This is a genomic window from Lysobacter sp. Soil_N_51, from assembly GCF_057655755.1.
Map to the genome: position 1 here is coordinate 64,363 of NZ_JBDGLR010000008.1, position 24,525 is coordinate 88,887.

Below are 24,525 nucleotides of genomic sequence, written 5' to 3' on the forward strand. Positions count from 1 at the left end.
GCGACTTGGATGTCCGCATCGCACCGCGCTGTCCCGCGGCTTCACACCCACCCGACGGACCGGTCGCGAAGCCATCGCGGCGTGGTACTGGGTTCCGCTGCCTGCGGACCGTCGGATGCGCGACCTGGTAGCGCGCATCCGGCGGCAGGCGGAACGGCCGGCCCGTCGGTTTTCTTGCGGCATGGGCGCTGTTCGCTGTTACAGGCGAACGGCCAATCCCCACGTCTGGCGCTGGTTCCCTCGCCTTCCGCTCAAACGCCGACCTGAGCCACCCAATGCTCGAGGTTGTAGTAATTGCTCACCCGCTGGATCTTGCCGTCGCGGATCTCGAAGAACGCCCCACCCGGCAATTCATAGCGCTGCCCGCGCGCTTCCGGCAGGCCGGCGTCAGTGACCAGGTACTCGCCATGCACCACATACTCCGCCGCCGCGCGCGTCCCGTCGGGCGACACCATCACCACGATGTCGCGCAGCTGTTCGCGGTAATGCCGCGCCATGCGTTGCAGAAACGCCGCGAACGCCTCCACGCCGGTTTCGCGCGCGCCCTGGTTGAGATCGTGGACGACCTGCGGGCCGAGCGTGGCGAGCATGCCGGCCCAGTCGGCGCGGTTGAATGCGGCGTAGTAGGACAGCACCAGTTCGGTGGCGCGGTCATGGCTGCGGGTGCCGTCGATCTTCATGGGCGGGGTCCTGCGGGATGGGGCGGGGCGGGGACATGATGGCGCATTCGGGTGGCGGCGAGAATGTCGTCGGTGTCGGTGCCTGCGTCGGATTGAATTGATGCGCGCGTGACGTAATACGGCCGAAGCCGGGCGCGTCCACTCCCGGCGTATCCCCAAACCGTCATTCCCGCGAAGGCGGGCTCCGCTTTACTTCGGCGAAGCCGAACATCCAGTGCCTTTCGTGCGAGAACGTTTGAAGTCTCTGGATTCCCGCCTTCGCGGGAATGACGTTCTGGAAGAGGCGTCTCAAGTGACCTACAAAGAAAAGGCCCGCACCAAGCGGGCCTTTTCCCCATCAGGCAAACCTATCGCGCCACGCCCGCCGCCTCACCGGCAAGCGCCCGGCGGCGGTCTCAGATCCGCACCATCGACCGCTGCCGCTGGCGCAGCAAGCTGATCGTCAGCACCGCCGCCAGCAGCGCGGTGGTGACCACGAAGATGCCCACGCCCAGGTAACCGCCGCTGACGCCGCCGGCGACCAGCGAGGCGCGCGCTTCGTTCGGCACGAAACTCGCCGCGAGCATGCCGGTGTAATGCATGCCGCACACCGCCACGCCCATGACCAGCGCGCTGCCGAGCATCTGGCCCCAGCCGCGCAGGTTGAACGCCAGCCACAGCGCCACGATCGAAGCGACGATCGCGATCCCGGCCGAGGCCATCACCAGGGTGCTGTTGTAGACCGTGTCGGCCGGCATCAGCATCGCCGCCATGCCGGCGTAGTGCATGCCGGTCACGCCCAGGCCCATCAGCACGCCGGCGATGATCAGCTTGCCCCAGTTGAACAAGCCGGTGCCGGCGATGGCCAGACCGGCCATGCACGACACCACCGCGACCACCGCCGAGCCCAGCGTGATCGGCAGGTCGTAGGTCACTTCCACGTTCATCTGGCAGGCGAGCATGGCGATGAAATGCATCGCCCAGATCGCGCCGCCGCCCATCGCGATGCCGGCCGCGGCGACCGCGCGCCAGCGCTGCGCCGCGCTGGTCGCGTTCGGAATCGCGATCGCCAGCTGCAGGGCGGTGAACGAGCCCAGCACCGAGACGACGTAGGACAGGATGACCAGCAACGGGTCATGGATGCATTGAATGGCTGGATCGTGCGGCATGGCGAACCCCCTGGGTGGATGGGTTGAAGTGGCAATGGGTCGCAACGGCGTCGTCCCGCGCCGCGTCGACATCGCACGTCGGCGCATCCCCGGCGTGCCTTGCGCCACGGCGTTCCCTGCCGTGGACGACCGGGGTCGGACCGGTCAGGCTTCGAATTCGAACCGGCAGCTTTCCGCGCCGGTGTTGCGGCACTGGCTTTCGACCACGCGCACGCCGTCGGCGCCGTGCTGGCCCTCGAGCAGACCGCCGAGCATGCCGCGCAGGAAGTGGCAGCACTCGCCGGTTTCGCCGCGATGGCAAAAGGGGCTGTTGCGGACCTTGAGCACGTCCTCGTGCAGTTCGGCCTGGACCAGCTGACGCATCGCCGGCAGCGCGATTCGGCGCACCGAGTCGGCCAGCGGCAGTTGTCCGCCCAGAGCGAAGTCGCGCTTGTAGACCCAGGCGCCGACGCGCTGGCCGATGTAGCGCAAGGTCGCCTCGCGCTGGGTCGGCGGCAGCTCGCGCTCCAGCGCGACCAGCTGCAGCAGGATGTTGGGGTAGTTGCGCGCCAGTTGCGGCAGCAGGGTTTCCACCCGCTGGGTATCGATCGGCGCGGCGGTGGCGGCGGGCGGGGCATACGAGGCCGGTGGCGCGGTGCTCGTGTTCGGCGCGGCCGGCGCATGGGTGGATGCGCCGTTGCGCGCGGCCGGCGCCGGGGTCGGCGCGGCGGCGGGCGCCGCTTCGTACGGCGAGGCCTCGAAACTCTGCACCAGATGGTGGGTGCCCAGACGCTCTTCGAGCATCAACAAGGCTTCGGCCGGGCCGCGCACGACCATCACCAGCACCACGCCTTCCTCGCTGTTGAGCATGCGCTGACGCAACAGGGTGAAACCGTTGGCGATCACCACTTGCCCGAGCGCGAGCAGCAAGCCATCGCGACGATCGGACACCACGCGAAATTCGACATCCACCATGTTGCAACTCCCTGGCCTGTGCGCTGGTCCGGTCCCGACTCTTACAACGAGCCGCGCGCATGGCTAGGGACTGGCGCGCGATGGCGCAGCGTGCCAGCTGTGTTCACAAAAAACACAAACGAAGATCACAGAAAATGCCGGGTTTTACGCGGCTTATGCGACTAAAAGCGCAGCTTCGAAAACGAGTCGCATAACAAACGCAAAGCAGCTCGCCGACCGGTCACCTCATGCGCGCGCGAACCATTGCGCGATCAGATCCAGATCGACGTTGCCGCCGGACACGATCAGACCGACGCGTCGGTTTGCGAATCGTTCGCGATTGGCGAGCACGACCGCGAGCGGCACCGCGCCCGACGGTTCGACCACCAGCTTCATGCGCTCCCAGATCAGGCGCATCGCCGCGATCACCTGCGGATCGTCGACCAACAGGATGTCGCGCAGGTGTGAGCGAAGGATAGGAAAGGTGAGCGTGCCCAGTTCGGCGCGCAGCCCGTCGCAGATGGTGTCGGGCTTGCGGCCGGTGATGCGGTGGCCTTCGCGCAGCGAATCGTGGGCGTCGCGCGCGCCCTCGGGTTCGGCGCCGTAGACCTCGATCGCCGGGTTGTGGCCGTGGGCGGCGATCGCCGTGCCGGACAGCAGTCCGCCGCCGCTGACCGGCGCGATCACCGCGTCCAGGTTCGGCACGCTGGCGAGCAGTTCCAGGGTCGCGGTGCCCTGGCCGGCGATCACGCGTGGATCGTTGAACGGATGCACCAGCACGCCGCCGGTCTGCGCCAGCACCTGCGCGGTGGTCGCATCGCGCGAGGCCTGGTCGGGTTCGCAAGGGACGATGCGCGCGCCGTAGGCGCGGATCGCGGCGAGCTTGACCTGCGGCGTGTTGTGCGGCGCGACCACGGTCGCGGTGGCGCCACGCAAGCGCGCGGCCAGCGCGATCGCACCGCCGTGGTTGCCCGAGCTTTGGGTGACGATGCCGCGCGCGACCTCCTCGTCGCTGAGCGAGAACACCGCGTTGCTGGCGCCGCGGAACTTGAACGCGCCGCCGCGTTGCAGGTTCTCGCATTTGAAGTGCAGCTCGCAGCCGGCGAGTTCGTCGATCGCGCGCGAGCGCAGCACCGGCGTGGCATGCGCGAGCGGCGCGATGCGCGCGGCCGCGGCGAGGATGTGGGAGTAGCTCGGCGCGACCGGATCGGACGAGGTCGTGTGCGGGGCGGTGGAGGCGGGCTCGACGCCTTGAGGAGCGGAGAGATTGTTCATGGGGCAAGGGTAGCGCAGCGGCGGGCGGGGGTGCGGGGCTTGGAGCCAGAAACGAGTACGGAGCAGTGAGAAACGAGTAACGGCGGTCCTCACTCGTTTCTCACTGCTCGATACTCTTTTTTCTCTCCGTACTCGTTGCAAACGAAGTCCACTGTCAACGTCCAAGTGCATCAAACGAAGCGAGCAAACCGGTGCCCACTTTGTAAAAGGGGGCAAGCGCCCGGCGTAACGACAGGACGGGAAAAGCTACAGCGCGGGGGATTCGCTTTTGCTTTCGCTCGGCGTCAAGAGCAAAAGCGAATCCCCCCTGGCCCCCCTTTTGCAAAGGGGGAACCCATCCGGAAAGAAGCGCAACGGTTTGCGGCGGCAGCCGCTTCGGTGCGGTCGGACGATTCAGTCCCGGCGCAACGGGCTTGTTCGTGTCGCTATCGACGCAGTCGCGCCGCTATCGACGTAGTCGCGGCAACCAAACCCGTCATGCCGCAATCGACTCAGTCAGGCCGCAACCAACTCAGTCATGCCGCAACGCCGCGATCGGATCCAGCCGCGCCGCCTGCCGCGCCGGATACACCCCGAAGGCCAAACCGACCGCGGCGCAGAACAGCGCCGACAACAACACCGGAATCGGCGCCCAGGCGACCTGCCAGCCGGCGAAGGTCGCGATCAGATAAGCCAGCACGATGCCGAACACCAGGCCGAGCGCCGCGCCGGACACGCAGATCACCGTCGCCTCGCGCAGGAACTGCGCGATCACGTCGCGGCGCCGTGCGCCGAGCGCGCGCAACAGGCCGATCTCGCGGCGTCGTTCGAGCACGTTGGCCAGCATGATGTTCATGATGCCGATGCCGCCGACCAGCAGGCTCACACCCGCGATCGCGCCCATCACCACGCGGAAGATGCGTTGAGTCTTCTGGTGCTGCTGGAACAACTGCTGCGGCACCACCAGGCGGAAGTCGGCCATGCCCGCATGGCGTTGGTTGAGCACGGTCGACAGCACCCGCGCGCCGGTCGCCAGTTGCGAGGGGTCGCGCAATCGCAGCAGGAAGCGATCGATCTCGTCCTCCTGCGGCTGGAACTTGAAGCGCGCCCGCGCGCTCGCCAGTGGCAGATAGACGCGATTACTTTCCAGCCCGAGCTGCACGCCTTCGAACTGATCCTTGCTCAGGTCGCGATCGGCGAGCACGCCGATCACCTCCAGCCACACGTGATTGACCTTCAGATAGCGGCCGACCGGATCGACGCCGGGAAACAGATCGGCCGCGGCCTGATGCCCGAGCACCGCGACCGCGGCCAGAGCGCGATCGTCGGCATCGGTCAGGCCGCGGCCCTTGGCGATGCGCAGCGACGACAGCGCGAAATAGTCCGGGCTCACGCCGCTGGCCTGGGCGTCGCTGCGGCCGTTGTCGCTGAACACCGAATGGGTGCGGATAGGTTTTTCGGCGGCGTAGCGTTCCGCGCCGGGCACTACCGCCAGCGCGGCGTCGGCGTCGGCCAGACTCAGGCCGAGGCTGCGCGCGCGGGTTTCGCGCAAGGTGTTTTCGTCCTGCGGCTTGGCCTCGGCGATCAGGTTGTTCAAGCCCAGGCTTTCGACCAGATGCAACGCCTCGCGCCGGCTGCCTTCGCCGACCGCCTGCATCGCGACGATCGCGCCGACGCCGAAGATCAGGCCGAGCAAGGTCAGCAAGGTGCGCAGTCGACGCCGCCACAATTCCTCGATCGCTTCGCGCCAGATCGTCGGCAACCAGTGCAGCGCGCGATTCATCGGCGCACCGCCGGGCTGGCTTGGGCGGGAGCGGGCTTGGCGTCGTCGGGCGTCGCCGCTTTGCCCACACTCGCGTCTTCGCCCGGTTCGTCCGGCGCGGTGATCGCGGCGACCACGCCGGGCTCGGCCAACAGCACTTCATCGCCCGCGCTCAGGCCCGACAGCACTTGCGAGCGCGCCGGCCCGCGCACGCCCAACTTGACCGGGCGACGCAGGAAATCGCCGCCGTTGCGCACCCGCACGTAGTCCTTGCCGTCGTCGCTGTCGATCGCCACGTTGGCCACGCTAAGCGCCGGCGCATCGAACAGAATCACCCGCGCCTGCAGGCGCTGGCCCGGCACCAGCCTGTAGCGCGCGATCGCCTCGGCCGGAATGCGCGCCTTCATCGTCAGATACTTCACCGGGCTTTCCTGGCTGCGCACCTTGGCCGCGCTGGCCACCCACGACAGCTTGCTGATGATCTTCTGCTCGGGCCGGCCGACCGGGAACATTTCCACCGCGTTGCCGACCTGGATGCCCTGCGCTTCGATCTGCGGCAGGCTCAGTTCCAGTTCCATCGCCGACGCGTCGGGCAGGCTGCCGTAGTCGAAGCCGGCGCGCAGGGTCGCGCCGACGTTGGGTTTGTCGCCGGACCAGTTGCTCGACAGCATCAGCACGCCGTCGTTGGGCGCGCGCAGTTCCAGCGCGTCCAGATCGGACTGGCGCGCCTTGGCCGCGATGTCGAAGGTCGCGCGCTGCGCGTCGAGCACGCCGAGTTCGGCTTGGCCGCGCACTCCGGCTTGGCCGCGCTGCCATTGCAGGGTGTCGCGTTTCTCGCTGAGGAAGCGCTTGTCCTCGACCGCGTCGAGCACTTCGTTACGCGCCATCGTGCTCAGGTCGGCGGTGGCGTAGCGCTCGGCGATGCCCAACTGCACCGCGACCTGGGCCAAGTCGACCGCTACCTTGCTCTGCGCGGTTTCCAGTTCGCCCTGTTTGGCCGCGCGCGCCAGCTCGTTGCGCTGCAGGTCGATCAAGGTCTGGGCGAGTTCCTGCTTGCCCTGTTCGGCCGAGAAGCGCGCGATCAGATCGCCCTTCTTGACCGCGCTGCCCTCGGGCAGCATCCATTCGACCTGGCGCGCGGCCCAATTGCGGCCGGGCACGTTGAGCGGGGTCGACTTGGCCGACTTGAGTTCGCCTTCGCCGCGCACGCTCAGATTCAGCGGTGCGCTGGCAACGGTTTCGGTCGCCGCCGGCGCGACTTCACCGCCGCAGGCGATCAGCATCGCCGGCAGGCACAGCGCTACGCCGTAACGCAGAGTATTTCGATAAGCCACTGCGAACCGCGTCGGTCTCATCGCGTCGCCTTCCGTGCGGCCGCGCCGCTCGTGCTCGGCGGCTGGATTTCGACCCGCACCGCCTGCCCCGGCCGCAGCGGCGCGCGCGGGTCGTCGAGCTGCACGTCCAGGTCCAGCACCGGTACCGGCTGCACCTGCGATTTGCTGCGGATCGCGCGGCCGATCGAAGCGATCTTGCCGCTCAGCACGCTGCCGGCGCCGCCTTCGACCACGATCCGCACCGGCACCCCGACCGCGACCCGCTGCAGATCGCGCTCGGCCAATTCGGCGCGCACCGCGAGCGTGCTCATGTCGGGAATCTCGGCGACCGTCTGGCCGACCCACACCTGCGAGCCGACATCGTATTTTTCGCCTTCGAAATTGCTTCGATGCATCATCAGGCCATCGCGCGGCGCGATCACGTTCAAGGCCGCGAGCGAACGCTGCAGACGATCCACATCGGCCTGCAACTGGCCGAGTTCGGAACTGAGCAGGCGCCGTTCCTGCCGCCGCTGCTCGGCCGACAACACTTCGCGTTTGCGCGCCAGCACCATCTTGCGTTCCATCTGGGTGCGCTTGACCAGCAGCTTGCGGTACTCGATGCCGGCGATCAGCTCGGCCGGCTGCTGGGTCTTGCGCTGGGCTTTTTCCAACTCGGCCTGGGCCTCGGCGGTGGCCAGGCGTTCGCTGCGTTCGCGCTCGGCCAGTTCCAGGTCGAGCTTGCCGAGCTCGCTCTGTTTTTCCTTGAGCTGGCTGCGTTTTTCGGTGAGCTGCTTGATCACGTCGTTGCTGTCGAAGCGGATCACCGGCTGACCTTTCTTGACCGGAGTGCCGTCGGTGGCCAGTTCGGTGATGTTGAACTGCCACATGCGCTCGACGCTCGGGGGCATCAGCGGCGAACTGCGCCGTGCATACACCTCGCCGTCGACCCGCAACGGCGCGGCTGCGAGCGCCGGCGCGGCGGCGAGCAATGCGAGTAACCACCACGCGCGGCTTGCATAAGCACGACTCATCGCTGCGCTCCGTTGCGTGCCGGCGCGATCGGCGCGGCCGCCGCGGGTGGCGTGGCCGCCGTTACCCGCACGCTCATGCCCGGCAACAGGCGCAGCCCGTGCGCGGCCGGCAGATCGATGTCGACGGTGAAGTAACGGCCTTCGCCCCATTCGGATTTGCGGTCGGGCGCGCCGGCGATGTTGCGGATGCGGCCTTGCACGCGCTGCTGCGGCAAGGCATCGAAACTCAGTTGCACGTTCTGGCCCACGCGCAGGCCGCGCCGGTCGGGTTCCAGCGCCCAGGCGCGTACTTCCATGCGGCCGCCCTCGACCACCACCGCGCCGGCCTGGCTGCCGGGCATGGTCGAACTGCCTTCGTCGATGCGGCCGCCGATCCAGTTGTTGTTGAAGCCGTGCACGACGATGCCGTCCTGTTGCGCGCGCACCTCGGACTGGCGCAGCAGCGCGCGGTAGTAATCGCGTTGCACTTCCAGCTTGCCGACTTCCAGTTCGCCGTCGCGCTTGCGCCGGGCGACCGCGGCGCGCGCGGCCTCGAGCTGTTCGCGCTTGAGCTTGCTTTCGCGAGTGGTCTTGTCGAGTTCGCCCTGGTGGCGGTCGTAGTCGAGCGCCGAGATCAGCGCGCGCGGAATCGTCGCTTCGATCTTGGCCGTGGCCAGGGCCGCGTCGGCCTCGGCGAGCGCGACCTCGGCGTCGACCTGCTTGACCTCCAGTTCGGCCAGTTCCTTGGCGGCCTTGGCGCGGGCCTGCTCGATCTTGGCTTCGAGGTCGGGTATCTGGGTGCCGGCCTGGCCCGGATCGATCCGCAGCACCACCTCGCCAGCCTTCACCGGCTGGCCTTCGGGCACGAAATAGCGGATCGCGACCGGCGCGCTGTTGGACTGCGGCGTATAGATGGTCTGACCGCCGACCGAGCGTACTTCGCCGGTCAGCACCACGGCCGCGGCCGGCAGCGCCGCCATCGCCAGCATGCATACCGCGAGCCGCACCGCGAACACCTCAGGCCGCCGAATCATGATCGACCTTGCCGTCGTGCAGGCGCACCTCGCGCGGCGCGCGCGCGGCGAGGTCGCGGTCGTGGGTCACCAGCACCACGGTCTGGCCGCCGGCATGCACTTCCTGGATCAGGTCGAGCACGTCGCCGGCGCTTTTCGAATCCAGGTTGCCGGTGGGTTCGTCGGCCAGCAACAACGCCGGCTGCAACAGCAGGGCGCGCGCGATCGCCGCGCGCTGCTGCTGGCCGCCCGACAACTCGCTGGGCCGGTGGCTGCTGCGTTCGCCCAGGCCGACCCGTTGCAGCAGCGCCAGCGCGCGATCGTGGGTGCCCGGCGGCGGTTCGCGGTGGAAGCGCAGCGGCAGCAGCACGTTTTCCAGCAGGCTCAGCCGCGGCAGCAGATGGAAGCTCTGGAACACGAAGCCGATGCGGCGGTTGCGGATGTCGCTGGCGGCCTCGTCGTCCATCGCCGCGACGTCGCGGCCTTCGATCAGATAACGCCCGCGGGTGGGCCGGTCCAGGCAGCCGAGGATGTTGAGCAGACTGGATTTGCCCGAGCCCGAGGCACCGGTGATGGCGACGAATTCGCCGCTGGCGATCTTCAGGTCCACCCCGGCCAAGGCATTCACCGCCTGTCCATTCATCTCATAGCGACGATGGACCGCATCCAGTTCGATCATCGACAACAGCCACAGGTGATAGGGGATATCCGGCGGAGCGGCGCGTGCGGGCCGCTGCGTACCTCATGCAATCGACCCGGCGCTGACGCCAAGGTTCCCGGCGCGGCCCCGCCGCGGGCCGGTGAGGCGAGCCGGTGCATGGGTCGTGCCGAGCGCGGACCGTTCCATGGCCGGGTACCGCCGATCGTGGGCTAGCTTACCCCGCGGCCGGCGCGGCCAGCGCGCCGCCGTCCCTGCGAGGGATGTCATGCACAAGGCGTTTTGTGAGCCCGTACCGCTATTGCGATTTGCGCGACCGCTAGCTTATGCGCAGGGTCATGGAAGATTTCAGCGCCAAATATCTATTTATGGTGCATGTAGCCATACGGATGGCTGCCTGTCGGGTTTCGCGCATAGGATGTTCCACGGTCGAACCGTCGCTCGATGGCCGGACCCGACACGCTCGCGGCCGCCGCATTCGCGGCCGCACACCACCAGGCGCGGTCGTATCGACGCCACCACAGGGGAACACTTCATGCTCCGCAAACTCTCGGTATGTCTGCTGATCGTCCTGCTCACCGGTTGCCTGCCGCCGCGCCTGGCCCCGGAAGAGCTGAGCCAGGCGCCCCACGTGCAGGCGGCGAACAGCGCCAAGTCCTGAACCGTATAGGCTCCGACCGGTTGAGTTAAGCCCGAGTTCAACGCATTGGGCAGAAGCTGAATCCCTACTCGGGGGGTCTGCCCATGATCCGCAAATTGATGATTCCACTGGTCGCGGCCAGCCTGTTGGCGGGTTGCGTATCCGACTATTCGCTGCGTGGCGGCGGTGGCGGCGGCTCGTATTACTACGGCCGCCCCAGCGTCGACTACAACTACTACGGCGGTTACGGCGGCTATTACGGCCCCGGTTACGGCTATCCGTACGGCGAGGCCTATCGCTACCGCGGCTACGGCTATCCGGGTTATTACGGCGGCGGCTATTACGGCGGTTATCCGTATGGCTACTACCCGCGCCCGTATTACCCGCACCGCCCGGGCCGTCCGCACAACCCGTCGCGGCCGCCGAACCCGCCGCGTCAGGATGGCGGGGTGCCGTGGCGCGATACGCGTCCGGTCGGCGGCGGCGCCTGGGCGCCGAACAATCAGGTTCAACAGCAACCGCGTGCCCACTCGGCGCCGCAGCCGCGCAGCTTCTCGCAGCCGCAGATGCAGCCGCGCATGCCGGCCGCTCCTTCGGTCCGTCGCGACGGCGGCCGGGCGTGGAAGGACGTCGAGCGCTGAACCGTCGCCGGGCGCTTGGCCGGACGCCGCTCCCGGTCGGGCGGCGTCGGCCTGAACCCGTTCTAGCCTGAACCGGCTCTAGCCTGAACCGTTTCTAGCCGGTCATCCGACCGGTCGTCAGCTGTACTGAAAGTGGAACGGTGCGCACTTGCGTTCACGCCGAAGTGACAGCAATCTACCGCTACTGACCGCTTGCGTCGCATTTGGACGTTTTCGGTAAGCACAGGCTTCTATGTCGGCGCCTGGCGAGGAATCACGGATCCCCCCTGTTCCGTCCTTGTCAGGCGTCGGCGCCCATTCCCTCGGCGACGAGGCACGGCGAAAAAACGCGCGCATCGACGCGCGTTTTTTCGTTTCTGGTCAATGACTTGGTGATTTGCCCGAGCGGCCGCGCCAGCTCGGATGCCCACGGCGTGCAGGGCCTGATGGCCGCACGGCCCGCGCAAACGCCAGGCAATAAAAAGGGGCCGAATGTCCCCCGACATTCGGCCCCCCGGCTTCCCCCGCGAGCGCTTGGCCAGCCCCTGTTCCAATTCCAGCCGGCGTCTAGCGCCTGCCCCGCAAGGTGCATGAGTAGCTACGCATGATCCGTGCCAACCAGGGCCGGGATTCGGGAGTGGGGATTCGGGATTCGGTAAGCGCGTGAGACAATCCGCCCTCCAGCAACACCCTGGCAACAACGGCTCGGCGCCGCTTTCGCCTTTGCGAATCCCGAATCCCCACTCCCGAATTCCGGCCTCATGAACGACTCCTTCTATCGCTACGACGTCATCGTGATCGGCGGCGGCCACGCCGGCACCGAGGCCGCGTTGGCGTCGGCGCGGGCGGGCGCGCGTACCTTGCTGCTGACCCATTCGGTCGAGACCGTCGGCGCCATGAGCTGCAACCCGGCCATCGGCGGCATCGGCAAGGGTCATCTGGTCAAGGAGATCGACGCGCTCGGTGGGATCATGGCGCGCGCGGCCGATGCGGCCGGCATCCAGTGGCGCCGGCTCAACGCCAGCAAGGGCCCGGCGGTGCGGGCGACCCGCTGCCAGGCCGATCGTGGTTTGTACCGAAGCTTCATCCGCCGCGCGGTCGAAGCCCAGCCGGGCCTGACCCTGTTCCAGGCCGCGGTCGACGACATCGTGTTCGACGCCGGCCGGGTCGGCGGCGTGCTGACCCAGACCGGCCTGCGTTTCCACGCGCCGGCCGTGGTGCTGACCGCCGGCACCTTCCTGGCCGGCAAGGTCCACGTCGGCCAGACCACCTACGCCGCCGGCCGCGCCGGCGATCCGCCCGCGACCGCGCTGGCCGCGCGCCTGCGCGAAGGCCCGTTCGTGGTCGACCGGCTCAAGACCGGCACCCCGCCGCGCATCGACGGGCGCAGCCTGGATTACTCGGTGATGGAGGAGCAGCCCGGCGATGATCCGCGTCCGGTCATGTCCTTCCTGGGCACCCAGGCCGACCATCCGCGTCAGGTCTCGTGCTGGATCACCCACACTTCCGAGCGCACCCACGAGATCATCCGCGGCGCGCTGGATCGCTCGCCGCTGTACACCGGCCAGATCGAAGGCATCGGCCCGCGCTACTGCCCCTCGATCGAGGACAAGGTGGTGCGCTTCGCCGAGAAGGCCAGCCACCAGATCTTCGTCGAGCCCGAGGGCCTGGACGTGGCCGAGATCTACCCGAACGGGATCTCGACCTCGCTGCCGTTCGACGTGCAGCTCGATCTGGTGCGCAGTATCCGCGGCTTCGAGAACGCGCACATCACCCGCGCCGGCTACGCGATCGAGTACGACTTCTTCGACCCGCGCGGGCTCAAGAGCACGCTCGAGACCAAGGCCGTCGCCGGCCTGTTCTTCGCCGGCCAGATCAACGGCACCACCGGTTACGAGGAAGCCGCCGCGCAGGGTCTGCTGGCCGGCGTCAACGCGGCGCGGTTCGTGCGCGGCCATGAGGGCTGGAGCCCGCGCCGCGACGAGGCTTATCTGGGCGTGTTGGTCGACGACCTGATCACCCACGGTACGCTCGAGCCGTACCGCATGTTCACCTCGCGCGCCGAGTACCGGCTGCAGTTGCGCGAAGACAACGCCGATCTGCGCCTGACGCCGACCGGGCACGAACTCGGTCTGGTCGATGAAGCGCGTTGGTCGGCGTTCGAGCGCAAGCGTGAGGCGATCGAGCGCGAAAGCGCGCGCCTGGCCGGCGTGTGGGCCGCGCCGAACAACGCGTTGGGCCGCGAGATCGCGCAGACCCTGGGTATCGAGGTCAGCCGCGAATGCAGCGCGCGCGATCTGCTCAAGCGCCCCGAACTGGATTACGCCAAGTTGATGCAGGTGCCGAGCCTGGGCCCGGCGGTGGACGCGGCCGAGGTGGCTGAGCAGGTCGAGATCGGGGTCAAGTACGCCGGGTATCTCGACCGCCAACGCGAAGAGATCGAGCGACAGCAGCGCAACGAGAGCACCGCGATCGCCGAGGATTTCGATTACGCCGCCGTGCGCGGCCTGTCGCTGGAAGTGCAGCAGAAGCTCGAGCGTGTGCGCCCGCAGACCGTGGGCCAGGCGCAGCGTATTCCGGGCATGACCCCGGCGGCGATTTCGCTGCTGCTGGTGCACCTCACGCGGGCGCGGCGTTCGCGGGTGGCGTGAGCGGGCGCGCGAGACGAGTCGTTGTCGCGATTGCGACTGTAGGAGCGGCGTGAGCCGCGACCGCGGCATCACCGTTACGACGAAACTTGCGGCGCAGTTGCGATGGCGTGGTCGCGGCTCACGCCGCTCCTACAGGGGCGGCCTAAGGTCGTCCGGGAATGCCCCGGTGACGATCTCGTTGCTGCTTGTGCGTTGCGCGCGGAGCATTTGTTGATGGCGTGAGCGAGGAGCGCAAGGACGAGTCGGTGTTGCGATTGCGACTGTAGGAGCGGCGTGAGCCGCGACCGCGGCATCACCGTTACGACGAAACTTGCGGCGCAGTTGCGATGGCGCGGTCGCGGCTCACGCCGCTCCTACAGGGGGCGCCCGTGAAACCGGCCTGTGCTTTAAGGAACTCAATACACCCTTCGATCGCCCTTCGCCGGCGGCGACCACTGGTACAGCCAGGTTTCGCTGAGCGCGCCGCTGGCGTCCTTGAGGAACAGCCGCAGATCGATCTGTTCGGTCGAATCGCCCGGCGGCACCGCGTCGAACATCACCCGGTAGCCGCCGATCTCGTGCAGCGGCCGGCACGATACGGTTTCCAGTTTGGCGCCGCCGCCTATCTGCAGCACCGGTTCGACTTTGGCGTCGCGCTTGGCGAGTTCGGCCAGCGGGCCGCCGGCGAAATCCACCGCGAAGCGCCAGGAGAAATACTCGCGCTTGAAGCCGATGCGCCCGCCCAGGCCGGTACGCGTCGCGACGCAATGCGCGAGCTTCGGCACCGCCGGCGGCTGCGCGCCCCAGTACAGGCGATAGCCGTACAGCAGTTCCTGCCCGGCCTGCGGTTTATCGCGCGGGTTCCAGAACGCGACGATGTTGTCGAAGGTTTCGTCCAGGGTCGGAATCTCGACCAACTGCACCGAGCCCGCGCCCCAACCTTGCTTGGGTTCGACCCACAGGCACGGACGCTTTTCGTAGAACACGCCGTCGTCCTGGTAATGATCGAAGTTGCGGTCGCGCTGCAACAGGCCGAAGCCGCGCGGATTTTCGTCGCTGAACATGTTGAAGCGCAGGTGCTCGGGATTGCACAGCGGGCGCCAGATCCATTCGCCGCTGCCGCTCCATATCGCCAGGCCGTCGGTGTCGTGGATCTCCGGGCGCCAGTCCCAGTCCATGCGGCGGTCGTTCTCGCCGGTCTGGTACATGCTGGTGCACGGGCCCAGGCCGAGGCGTTCGATGGTCTTGCGCGGGTACAAGGCGCAGTCGATGTCCATCAGCAGCACTTCGCCCGGGGTGATCGCGAAGCGGTAGGCGCCGGCGATGCTGGGCGAGTCGAGCAGGCCGTACACGACCACGGTGTTGGATTGCGCCGACGGGCGTTCCAGCCAATAGGCGACGAAGTCCGGGAATTCCTCGGCGTGGCCGCTGCCGGTGTCGATCGCCAGGCCGCGCGCGGACTGGCCGTACTGGCCCTCGACCCCGACCGCGCGGAAATAGCTGGCGCCCAGAAACGCGGCGAAATCGCGCTCGGGGTCCTGGCGGGTGTTGAGGCGGAAACCGGCGAAGCCCAGGTCGGCCGGCAGCGGCTTGCCGTCCAGGCCGCTGCGCTTGCGGTCGAACATGCTCGGGTCGTAGGCGATTTCGCGCGCCTGGCCGGCGTCGACTTCGTACATGCGCACCGGCGATTTGAAGAACAGGCCCAGGTGGAAGAACTGGGCCAGGAACTTGCCGTCGCCACCGCCCCACAGGGCGTGGTCGCGGTTGAAGCGGATCGACTGGTATTGGTCCCAGTCCATCGCCGCGACCGGCGCCGGCAAGGTGGTGCTGCGCGGCGCGTAGGCGCGCTGGGCGAGCGCGCGGGCCTGGCCCTTGAGCGTGGCGAAGTCGAAGGGTTGGGCCGGTCCGAGCTTGGTCGCGGCGGGGCCGGTCAGGGCCAGCGCGGGCAGGGGCAGGCCGAACGAGGCCAGGGCGGCGGCCGCGGATTTGAGGAACTCGCGTCGGATCATGGGGCAGGCGACGGGGTGGCGATGGGGGTGGAGCATGCTAGCCAATCGCGGCGCGGGGTTGGTTAGGGGTTTGTCTAGGTGGGTCGTGGGTCGCGGTTGCGTGCGCGTGGCCCTCATCCGCCCTTCGGGCACCTTCCCCGCAGGCGGGGTGAGCGAACGTCGCTTGCGAGCCACTGGCTCGCACGTTCGCGAACGCCCAAACGCCATGCGTTCGGGCAGGGGCCAGGCAGGGAGCGGTTTGACGAAGCTCGCCAAAAAACCACCCACCCACGAAGCCTCTTAGAATATCGCCATGCTTCGAATCACCGACCTCCGCCTGCCGCTGGATCATCCCGAGCGCGCACTCACCGACGCCGTGCTCGCCCGCCTGCGCATCGACGCCGCCGACCTGAGCGGTTTCACCGTCGCCAAGCGCAGCTACGACGCGCGCAAGCGCGGCGGCATCGTGCTGATCTATTCGCTGGACGTGGACACCCCGCGCGAGGCCGAGATCCTCGCCCGCGAACAGGCCGGCGTGGAACCGGCTCCGGCCAAGAAACGCGACAAAGGCCCGGCCGACACCAGCAAGGTGCTGCCGACGCCCGACACCGAGTACAAATTCGTCGCCCGCGCGCCGGCCACGCTGCCGCTGCGGCCAGTCGTGATCGGGATGGGGCCGTGCGGCCTGTTCGTCGGCCTGGTGCTGGCGCAGATGGGCTTTCGCCCGATCATCCTTGAGCGCGGCAAGGCGGTGCGCGAACGCACCGTCGACACCTTCGGCCTGTGGCGCAAGCGCGTGCTCAATCCCGAATCGAACGTGCAGTTCGGCGAAGGCGGCGCGGGCACGTTCTCCGACGGCAAGCTCTACAGCCAGATCAGCGACAAGCAGCACCACGGACGCAAGGTGCTCAGCGAATTCGTGCTGGCCGGCGCTCCGGAGGAAATCCTGTATGTGAGCAAGCCGCACATCGGTACGTTCCGGCTGGTGTCGATGGTCGAGAACATGCGCGCGACGATCGAATCGCTGGGCGGCGAAATTCGCTTCTCGCAGCGGGTCGAGGACGTGCTGATCGAAGACGGCAAGATGCGCGGAGTGAGTCTGGCCGACGGCCAGCAACTGCGCGCCGATCATGTCGTATTCGCGATCGGTCACAGCGCGCGCGACACCTTCGCGATGCTGCACCAGCGCGGGGTGTTCATGGAGGCGAAACCGTTCTCGATCGGGTTCCGCATCGAACATCCGCAGTCGCTGATCGACGCGGCGCGTTTCGGTCCGCAGGCCGGGCATCCGATCCTCGGCGCGGCCGATTACAAGCTGGTGCATCACTGTCGCAACGGCCGTTCGGTGTACAGCTTCTGCATGTGTCCGGGCGGCACCGTGGTCGCCGCAGCCAGCGAGCCCGGCCGCGTGGTCACCAATGGCATGAGCCAGTACTCGCGCAACGAACGCAACGCCAACGCGGCGATCGTGGTCGGGATCACGCCGGAGGACTACAAGGCCTACGACGACAGTGGTTCGCCGCTGGCCGGCGTGGCCCTGCAACGGCATTGGGAAGCGCAGGCGTTCTCGCTCGGCGGCGGCGAATACGAAGCGCCGGGCCAGACCGTCGGCGATTTCCTCGCCGGCCGCGCTTCGACCGCGCTCGGCGCGGTGCAACCGTCTTACACGCCCGGTGTACGGCTCAGCGATCTGAGTCAGTCGCTGCCCGACTATGCGATCGCCGCGATCCGCGAAGCGTTGCCGGCGTTCGACAAACAGCTCAAGGGCTTCGCCCTGCCCGACGCGATGTTGACCGGGGTGGAGACGCGCACGTCCTCGCCGGTGCGCATCACCCGCGGTGCCGACGGCCACAGCCTCAACACCCGCGGCCTGTTCCCGGCCGGCGAGGGCGCCGGTTACGCCGGCGGCATTCTGTCGGCGGCGGTGGACGGGATCCGCACCGCCGAGGCGGTGGCGTTGAGCATCCTCGGCGACGCGGGCCGCGCGGCCTGAGCCTCCGCGTTTACTGATCCTCGGCGGCACGCGGCATCGGCGCGCGCCGCGACGATGCAGTCGGCGACCTGACTTATGGCCATGTCGCCGGCGCGCGCGGCTGGCTAAGGTCGTGGTCGTTTCCCTGCACAGGATGTGGTTCATGCGCGTTTGGATGTCGCTGGCGCTGAGCGCCGGTCTTTGTGTCGCGCCGTCGTTGTGCGCGTCCGCGGCCGAGCCGTCCGCCGCCACGATGGTGCAGCCGGCGTCCGCGGCCGAGGTCGCGGCCTACGCGCGGCAACTGCTCGCCGACAATGCCGCCGCCGACGGCCCGGGCATCGCGATCCTGGTCGCGCGCGGCGATCAGGTGCTGTTCCGCGGCGCGCGCGGCCTGGCCGACGTCGAACTCGGCGTACCGCTGACTGCGGACCAGGTGTTCCGCATCGGTTCGGTGACCAAGCAGTTCGCCGCGGCGGGCGTGCTGAAACTGGTCGAGGCCGGCAAGGTCGGGCTCGACGATCCCGTGTCCAAGTACCTCAAGGATTATCCGAATGGCGGCGCGATCAGCGTGCGTCAGTTGCTCAATCACACCTCCGGGGTGAAGAGCTACACCGGCATCGACGGCTACATGGCCGAATCGATCAAGCGCGACCTCAGCACGAAGGCCTTGATCGAAGTGTTCAAGGATCTGCCGGTGGATTTCGCGCCGGGCCAGGGCTATGTCTACAACAATTCGGGCTACGTACTGGTCGGCGCGGTGATCGAAGCGGCCAGCGGAAAACCCTGGCATGCCTACCTCGATGAAACTCTGTTCAAGCCGCTTGGCCTGGCGCAGACGCGCTACGGCGACGTGCATGCGCTGATTCCCGGTTACGTCAACGGCTACACCCGTATCGACGATCGGGTCGCGCCGATGGGCCATCTGGACATGAGCCAGCCGCATGCGGCCGGCGCGCTGGTGTCCACGCTCGACGATCTGCTGCGCTGGAACCTGGCCTTGCACCAGGGCAAGGTGCTGCAGCCGGCGAACTACCGCGCGATGACCTCGCCGGAAGGCAAGGCGGTCAAGAGCAATTACGGCTACGGCATCAGCCGCGTCACGGTGCGCGGACGCACCGGGTATGCGCATGGCGGCGGGATCTTCGGGTTCGCGTCGTATCTGCTGTACCTGCCCGAGTCGAGGACGACGGTGGCGGTGCTGACCAATACCGACACCGGCCTTCCGGACCGGCCGGGCCTGGACAAGCTCAGCCGCACGCTCGCCGCGGTGGCGGTGGGCGATGCGTATCCCACTCCCATCGCGGTGCCGGTCGCCGCGTCCTCGCTGCAGCAGGCCGAAGGCGTGTACCGGCAGTCGCCGCAACGCGCCTGGGTGCTGCGGGCGGTCGATGGCGCGCTGACCGTGCAGCGCATCGGCGGCAAGCCGATCGCGTTGACGGCGGTGGCGCGCGATACCTTCGTCTATCCCGATCGCATCGCGCGCATGACCCTGGAGCGCGATGCGAAGGGCGCGGTGACCGGAATGCGGTTCTTCCCCGATGGCAGCGGCGAGAGTGAGTTCACCGCGCGCAGTGGCGAAGCGATGCCTTGAGTCGGGATTGGGGATTGGGGATTCGGGATTGGGCGGGCGCGTGGTAACGCGCCGAAGCGGCTTGCAGGGTGTCCCGATCTTGCGCGGCCGCTTTGCTCAATCCATCGCCCCGGACCGACGGTAAGCGCCTATGCCCAATGGCAGGGGGCAAGCCCGGCGGCATGGTTAGGATGCTCAATCCAGTCCCAGGCCTCGCCGGAGTCATCATGCGTCGACCCACCCTCGCCCTGTTGCCCGTGCTGCTCGCCGCGGCGCTGCCCCTGTCGGCCGCGCACGCGCAGACCGCGGCGCCGCGCGACACGCCGTATCCGGGCACCTTGCAGCTGGAGGTTGACGCCACCGATATCGCCCGCCGAGTGCTGCACGCGCGTCAACGCATCCCGGTCCAGGCCGGACCGCTGACCCTGCTGTTCCCGCAATGGATCCAGGGCAACCACTCGCCCAGCGGCCCGATCGACAAGCTCGCCGGCCTGCGCATCCGCGGCAACGGCCAGACGATCGCATGGACCCGCGACCCGCTCGACGTCTACGCCTTCCAGCTCACCGTGCCCGCGGGCGTGAGCGAGATCGAACTCGACTTCGACATGCTCACCCCGACCGCCGGCAACCAGGGCCGGGTGGTGATGACGCCGGACATGCTCAACGTGCAGTGGAACCAAGTCGCGCTGTACCCGGCCGGTTACTACGCGCGTGGCATCCAGATCGCGCCGACCCTGAAACTGCCGCCCGGCTGGCAGGCCGGCACCGCGCTGGACCTGGACTCGCGCCAGGGCGATACCTTGCGCTATCGCGCCGTGCCGTTCGATACCTTGCTTGATTCGCCGGTGTACGCCGGCCGCCATTACAAGCAGATCGATCTCGATCCGGGCGCGAAGGTGCCGGTGCGGATCAACATCGTCGCCGACGCGCCCAAGTTCCTCGAAGCCAAGCCCGAGCAGATCAAGCTGCACCGCGAACTGGTCCGACAGGCCTACAAGCTGTTCGGCTCGCATCAGTACGACCACTACGATTTCCTGTTCTCGCTGTCGAGCCAGATGAGCGGCAACGGCCTGGAGCATCATCGCTCCAGCGAAAACGGCGTCGACCCGGACTATTTCACCGGCTGGGACGGCAGCAGCATCATCGGCCGCGATCTGCTCGCGCACGAGTTCGTGCATTCGTGGAACGGCAAGTACCGCCGCCCGGCCGGCATCACCTCGAGCAACTTCAACCAGCCGCTCAGCGACGGCCTGCTGTGGGTGTACGAAGGCCAGACCCAATACTGGGGCTATGTGCTGACCGCGCGCGCGGGATTGTGGAAACCCGAGTTCGCGCGCGACGCGCTGGCGATGGTCGCGGCGCGTTATGCCGACGACCGTCCCGGCATGAGCTGGCGTTCGATCCAGGACACCACCCTGGACCCGGTGATCGCGATGCGCCGGCCGAAGTCGTACGGCAGCTATCAGCTCAGCGAGGACTACTACAGTGGCGGCCAGCTGGTGTGGCTCGCGGTCGACGCCAAGCTGCGCGCGCTCAGCGGCGAGAAACGCTCGCTCGACGATTTCGCGCGTGGGTTTTTCGGCGGCGAGAACGGCGATTACCAGGTCAAGCCCTATCAGTTCGAAGACGTGGTCGCCGCCTTGAACCAGGTCGCCGCCTTCGACTGGGCGAGCTTCCTGCGCGAACGCATCGAGGCCAAGGCGCCGCCGCTGGACGGCCTGGCCGCGAGCGGCTGGAAACTGAGCTACACCGACACGCCGAGCGACTTCCTCAAGTTCGCCGAAGCCGATCGCAAGTACACCGACCTGACCTATTCGCTGGGCCTGAACCTGTCCGGCGACGGCGCCATCAACACCGTGCGCTGGGACGGCCCCGCGTTCAACGCCGGCATCGCCCCGGGCAGCACCCTGCTCGCGGTCAACGGCTACACCGCCAGCGGCGAGCGGCTCAAGGACGCGGTCACCGCGGCCAAGGACGGAAAGCATCCGATCGAACTGATCGTCAAGAACGCCGACGTGATCAAGACCGTGCGCATCGATTACCGCGACGGCCTGCGTTATCCCAAGCTCGAACGCATCGACGGCACGCCGGATCGGTTGAGCAAGATCTTCGCGCCACGCTGACCGCGCTGCGACGACTCCCTCTCCCGCGGCGCGGGAGAGGGCCGGGGTGAGGGCACGCGGCCGAAAAGCCCGCATGGCATACTTCGCCCATGAACACAGGAAGCACCACCGGCGCGGAGCCCGCCCACTACCTGCTGATCGATTTCGAGGCGACCTGCGCCGACGACCAATCGGTCCCGCGCGCGCAGATGGAAATCATCGAGATCGGCGCGGTGATGGTCGAGACCGAAACGCTGAAAGTCATCGACGAATTCCAAAGCTTCGTCCGTCCCGTGCGGCACCCGCGTCTGACCGGGTTTTGCACCGAGTTGACCTCGATCCGCCAGGCCGATGTCGACGCGGCGCCGTCGTTCGCGCAGATGCTCGACGCCTTCAAGCCCTGGCTTTATCGCTATCGCGATTTCGTCTGGGGTTCGTGGGGCGATTACGACCTGCACCAGTTGCAGCAGGACTGCGATTTCCATCGCCTGCCCAATCCTATCGGCGCGGCCCATCGCAACATCAAGCAAGCCTTCGCGCAGACGCAGGGGCTGGCCAAGAAACCCGGGCTCGGCGGCGCGGTGCGCATGGCGGGCCTTACGTTTGCCGGCACCCACCATCGCGGCATCGACGATGCGCGCAATATCGCCCGGCTGATGCCGTACGCGCTCGGTCGCGCGACTTTGCCGTCGCGCTGATCCGCGCTTACGCATGCCCTCGTCGGCATGCCCCGATCTGTCCTTGTGGCGGTCCGCGATCGGGCGCTAGAGTCGGCGCGCACCCGCCCGCCCCAGACCCGCATGCCGTTCGATCGACGTCAGTTCATCGTCCTCACCGGCGCCGCCGCGCTCGCGTTGGCGTTGCCGGGGCATGCCGCCACCACGGAGACCCGGACCATGTACGGATTGATCGGCAAGATGAAAGCCACCGTCGGCCAGCGCGACGCCCTGATCGCGATCCTGCTCGACGGCATCGATGCGATGCCCGGTTGCCTGAGTTACATCGTCGCGCGCGATCCCAAGGATGCCGATGCGATCTGGATCAGCGAAGTCTGGGACAGTCAGGACAGCCATCGCGCCTCGTTGGCGTTGCCGTCGGTGAAGGCCGCGATCGCCAAGGCCAAGCCGATGATCGCGAGTTTCGATGAGCATCATGAGATCGAACCAATCGGTGGGCACGGACTGACGAAGGCGCGTTGATGGCATAGGTCTTGCGCCTTGCATATCCGCGATTTATGTGGCGTTCGTCGTGTATGCGGTTTCGCGGTCGCGGCTCACGCCGCTCCTACAGGTAGATACGTGGCTTGCGATCCGCACTGTAGGAGCGGCGTAAGCCGCGACCGCGACCACGCCAACCGGCGCAACCCAAACGCAGCTGCGATCTCAACGCACGGACGCATCCTCGACAGACGATGCAACCACATCGCCCGATGGCGGCGACGACGCGCCGTCATCGCGCATCCCACCCCGCCACAGCATGCTGCGCAACACCCCATCGCGCCGGATCAGGCCGTGATACAGCGCCGCCGCAAGATGCAGCAGCACCGTCGCGAACAACAGGTAAGCCAACGTGCGATGCAGCCAGCGCAACAAGGCGAACACGCTCGGGTCGAACGGCGCGATCGGCGGCAGCACGATGCCGGCGCCGAGGCTGACCGGATAACCGCCGGCCGACAGCATCGCCCAGCCGATCAGTGGCAGCGCGAACATCAGCGCATACAGCAACCAATGCGAGGCGCGCGCGGCGAATCGTTGCAGCGGCGGCAGATCGGCCGGCAGCGCGGGCGGTTTGCGCAGCAGACGCAGCGTAAGACGCAGTACCGCCAGCACGAGGATCGAAATCCCCAGCGGCTTGTGCAAGGCGAGCAGCCAAGTGTGCTTATCCGACACCGTCGCGACCATGCCGGCGCCGATGAACAGCATGCTCACGATCATCAACGCCATCAACCAGTGCAGCACCCGCGCCGGCCACCAGAACATCTCCTCGTTGCGGTTCATCGGGGCAGCTCCTTCGGCGGATGGCCGCCGTTCCGCGCTTCTTCGGCGGTGCGGCGGCGGTAGGATTCGGCGTACGCGGACGAGCGCGCGGCCAGCAGTGGGTCGTCGGAGCCGGCGATGCCGTCGGGCAGGATCAGCGGGTCGTAGTTGATGTCGCGGCATTCGCCCGCGTCCTGCGCTTGCGCGCGGGCGAGCACGATGCGGCCGGCGTCGATTTCACGCCGGTCGGATGGCCAAACACGGGTGGCGTCGGCGGTCGGATCGCCCGGCGCGGCCAGCGTCACGACCAACCGCCACTGCAGCGGTCCCTGCGCCAGGCGCCGATCCAGTTCGTCGGCGAGCACGTTCTGATCCTGCGCGGTCAGCGGTAACGCCGCCGCGCCGTTGTCGGGTTCAACGCGCCAGCGCACCGCCTGGCGCGCGCCGGCGGCGTCGACGAAATAGAACGCGTTGAGGCCGTAATAACGTTCGGTGGCGTAGCTCGCCGAGGGCTTGCGATCTTTCGCCCAGGCGCGGAACGCCGCGGTTTCCGGATGCGCGGCGAAGAACGCTTTCTGCTTGGCCGGATCGGGTTTGCCTGTGGCCGGGTCGGGCGCGCCGGCCTGCAGTTGCTCGAAGAACGCTTGCGGCGTGGCGACCGGAAACACCGGCATGTTGTTCATGCCGGTCCGCCACTGCTGGCCGTCGGCCTGGGTGAAGCGCAGGGCGAAGCTGCGGATCGGCACGCCGCCGTCGGGCGCATAGGGATTGCCGCCGGGCAGGGCGAAGCGCCCGACCACCGGCGTGCGTCCGCGCGCGAACACGCCGGCCTTCGAATACGCCGCTGCCGCGCCGCTGCTATCGAAATAGCCGATCACGCACACGCCCTTGGCGTGGTTGCGGCGATAACCCGGATGCAGGCCGCCGTTGGCCTGCAGATCGTCGACGATGCGCTTGGGCGTGAGCCGCTGCGGGTCGAGCGGGCCGGCGACATAGCCGAACGCGGCGGCCGCGGCGCTGACCACGAACGCGATCAGGGCATAGCGGCCGAGCGGCGCGGGCGGCTGCGACGGGGTGGGTGAGGAGGTGCTTGAGGCGTTGGCTGCGTCGGGTTCGGACGGCGACATGGCGGGGTCTCGGTGGGGGCGCGATACCGGTACGACGCCCGGCCGCGGGGTTTATTCCCGACCCGGCCGAATAACCACCTCAACGCAATCATCCTCAACGGAATCGGCGGGCCGACGGAATAAACT

The 24,525-nt window shown here is 67.8% G+C and carries 20 protein-coding genes; 8 read left to right on the top strand and 12 right to left on the bottom strand.

The window, feature by feature from the left end; translation table 11 throughout:
- Window positions 1-251 precede the first annotated feature (251 nt).
- The 9 genes from AC3A4T_RS16350 to AC3A4T_RS16390 form a co-directional block, all read right to left on the bottom strand.
- On the bottom strand, window positions 252-680 hold the full coding sequence (locus tag AC3A4T_RS16350; RefSeq protein ID WP_487676331.1) for a ketosteroid isomerase-related protein: 429 nt from the start codon (window positions 678-680) through the stop codon (window positions 252-254).
- Between the two features lie 395 nt (window positions 681-1,075).
- Window positions 1,076-1,828: an MHYT domain-containing protein gene (locus AC3A4T_RS16355; RefSeq protein WP_487676332.1), complete on the bottom strand. Its 753-nt coding sequence runs from the start codon at window positions 1,826-1,828 to the stop codon at window positions 1,076-1,078.
- 144 nt (window positions 1,829-1,972) lie between these two features.
- Window positions 1,973-2,782, bottom strand: coding sequence for a V4R domain-containing protein (locus AC3A4T_RS16360; protein ID WP_487676333.1), 810 nt, complete (start codon window positions 2,780-2,782; stop codon window positions 1,973-1,975).
- Window positions 2,783-3,007: 225 nt separating this feature from the next.
- On the bottom strand, window positions 3,008-4,036 hold the full coding sequence (locus tag AC3A4T_RS16365) for a pyridoxal-phosphate dependent enzyme (protein ID WP_487676334.1): 1,029 nt from the start codon (window positions 4,034-4,036) through the stop codon (window positions 3,008-3,010).
- Window positions 4,037-4,547: 511 nt separating this feature from the next.
- The gene (locus AC3A4T_RS16370; RefSeq protein WP_487676335.1) at window positions 4,548-5,798 is read right to left on the bottom strand and encodes an ABC transporter permease; all 1,251 of its coding nucleotides are present in this window, start codon (window positions 5,796-5,798) and stop codon (window positions 4,548-4,550) included.
- The gene (locus AC3A4T_RS16375; RefSeq protein WP_487676336.1) at window positions 5,795-7,111 is read right to left on the bottom strand and encodes an efflux RND transporter periplasmic adaptor subunit; all 1,317 of its coding nucleotides are present in this window, start codon (window positions 7,109-7,111) and stop codon (window positions 5,795-5,797) included. The genes AC3A4T_RS16370 and AC3A4T_RS16375 overlap by 4 nt, the downstream gene beginning before the upstream one ends.
- Window positions 7,112-7,128: 17 nt before the next feature.
- Window positions 7,129-8,124 (bottom strand): HlyD family secretion protein, encoded by a 996-nt coding sequence (locus tag AC3A4T_RS16380; RefSeq protein WP_487676337.1) that lies wholly within the window; start codon window positions 8,122-8,124, stop codon window positions 7,129-7,131.
- A complete protein-coding gene (locus AC3A4T_RS16385) occupies window positions 8,121-9,137 on the bottom strand; it encodes an HlyD family secretion protein (protein ID WP_487676338.1) in 1,017 nt (338 codons plus the stop codon). Before AC3A4T_RS16385 ends, AC3A4T_RS16380 begins: the two co-directional genes overlap by 4 nt.
- Window positions 9,121-9,795: an ABC transporter ATP-binding protein gene (locus AC3A4T_RS16390; protein ID WP_056109404.1), complete on the bottom strand. Its 675-nt coding sequence runs from the start codon at window positions 9,793-9,795 to the stop codon at window positions 9,121-9,123. The genes AC3A4T_RS16385 and AC3A4T_RS16390 overlap by 17 nt, the downstream gene beginning before the upstream one ends.
- Window positions 9,796-10,309: 514 nt before the next feature.
- Between AC3A4T_RS16390 and AC3A4T_RS16395 the strand changes: the two genes are divergently transcribed.
- From AC3A4T_RS16395 to mnmG, 3 genes are all read left to right on the top strand, one after another.
- Complete coding sequence (locus tag AC3A4T_RS16395; protein WP_487676339.1) at window positions 10,310-10,435, top strand: hypothetical protein; 126 nt, start codon at window positions 10,310-10,312, stop codon at window positions 10,433-10,435.
- Between the two features lie 83 nt (window positions 10,436-10,518).
- Window positions 10,519-11,055: a hypothetical protein gene (locus tag AC3A4T_RS16400; RefSeq protein ID WP_487676340.1), complete on the top strand. Its 537-nt coding sequence runs from the start codon at window positions 10,519-10,521 to the stop codon at window positions 11,053-11,055.
- Between the two features lie 740 nt (window positions 11,056-11,795).
- Window positions 11,796-13,685 (top strand): tRNA uridine-5-carboxymethylaminomethyl(34) synthesis enzyme MnmG, encoded by a 1,890-nt coding sequence (gene mnmG, locus AC3A4T_RS16405; protein WP_487676341.1) that lies wholly within the window; start codon window positions 11,796-11,798, stop codon window positions 13,683-13,685.
- Window positions 13,686-14,080: 395 nt separating this feature from the next.
- On the opposite strand, the gene AC3A4T_RS16410 is transcribed toward mnmG, so the two are convergent.
- Complete coding sequence (locus AC3A4T_RS16410) at window positions 14,081-15,673, bottom strand: OpgD/OpgG family glucan biosynthesis protein (protein WP_487676342.1); 1,593 nt, start codon at window positions 15,671-15,673, stop codon at window positions 14,081-14,083.
- A 292-nt stretch (window positions 15,674-15,965) separates the two neighbouring features.
- On the opposite strand from AC3A4T_RS16410, the gene AC3A4T_RS16415 reads away from it, so the two are divergent.
- The 5 genes from AC3A4T_RS16415 to AC3A4T_RS16435 all read left to right on the top strand — a co-directional run bounded on the left by AC3A4T_RS16415 (window position 15,966) and on the right by AC3A4T_RS16435 (window position 22,495).
- A complete protein-coding gene (locus tag AC3A4T_RS16415; RefSeq protein ID WP_487676343.1) occupies window positions 15,966-17,645 on the top strand; it encodes an NAD(P)/FAD-dependent oxidoreductase in 1,680 nt (559 codons plus the stop codon).
- Between the two features lie 142 nt (window positions 17,646-17,787).
- Window positions 17,788-19,215 (top strand): serine hydrolase domain-containing protein, encoded by a 1,428-nt coding sequence (locus AC3A4T_RS16420; RefSeq protein WP_487676344.1) that lies wholly within the window; start codon window positions 17,788-17,790, stop codon window positions 19,213-19,215.
- A 206-nt stretch (window positions 19,216-19,421) separates the two neighbouring features.
- Window positions 19,422-21,317, top strand: a complete 1,896-nt coding sequence (locus AC3A4T_RS16425) for a M61 family metallopeptidase (protein ID WP_487676345.1) — start codon at window positions 19,422-19,424, stop codon at window positions 21,315-21,317.
- Between the two features lie 89 nt (window positions 21,318-21,406).
- On the top strand, window positions 21,407-21,994 hold the full coding sequence (locus AC3A4T_RS16430; RefSeq protein ID WP_487676346.1) for a 3'-5' exonuclease: 588 nt from the start codon (window positions 21,407-21,409) through the stop codon (window positions 21,992-21,994).
- Between the two features lie 102 nt (window positions 21,995-22,096).
- Entirely contained in the window at window positions 22,097-22,495 is a 399-nt protein-coding gene (locus tag AC3A4T_RS16435; RefSeq protein WP_487676347.1) for a putative quinol monooxygenase, read from the top strand.
- 183 nt (window positions 22,496-22,678) lie between these two features.
- Here the strand turns inward: AC3A4T_RS16435 and AC3A4T_RS16440 are convergent, their stop codons facing one another.
- Together AC3A4T_RS16440 and AC3A4T_RS16445 are read right to left on the bottom strand one after the other, a co-directional pair.
- Entirely contained in the window at window positions 22,679-23,293 is a 615-nt protein-coding gene (locus AC3A4T_RS16440) for a cytochrome b (protein ID WP_487676348.1), read from the bottom strand.
- Window positions 23,290-24,399, bottom strand: coding sequence for a catalase family peroxidase (locus AC3A4T_RS16445; protein WP_487676349.1), 1,110 nt, complete (start codon window positions 24,397-24,399; stop codon window positions 23,290-23,292). Before AC3A4T_RS16445 ends, AC3A4T_RS16440 begins: the two co-directional genes overlap by 4 nt.
- Window positions 24,400-24,525: the final 126 nt, after the last annotated feature.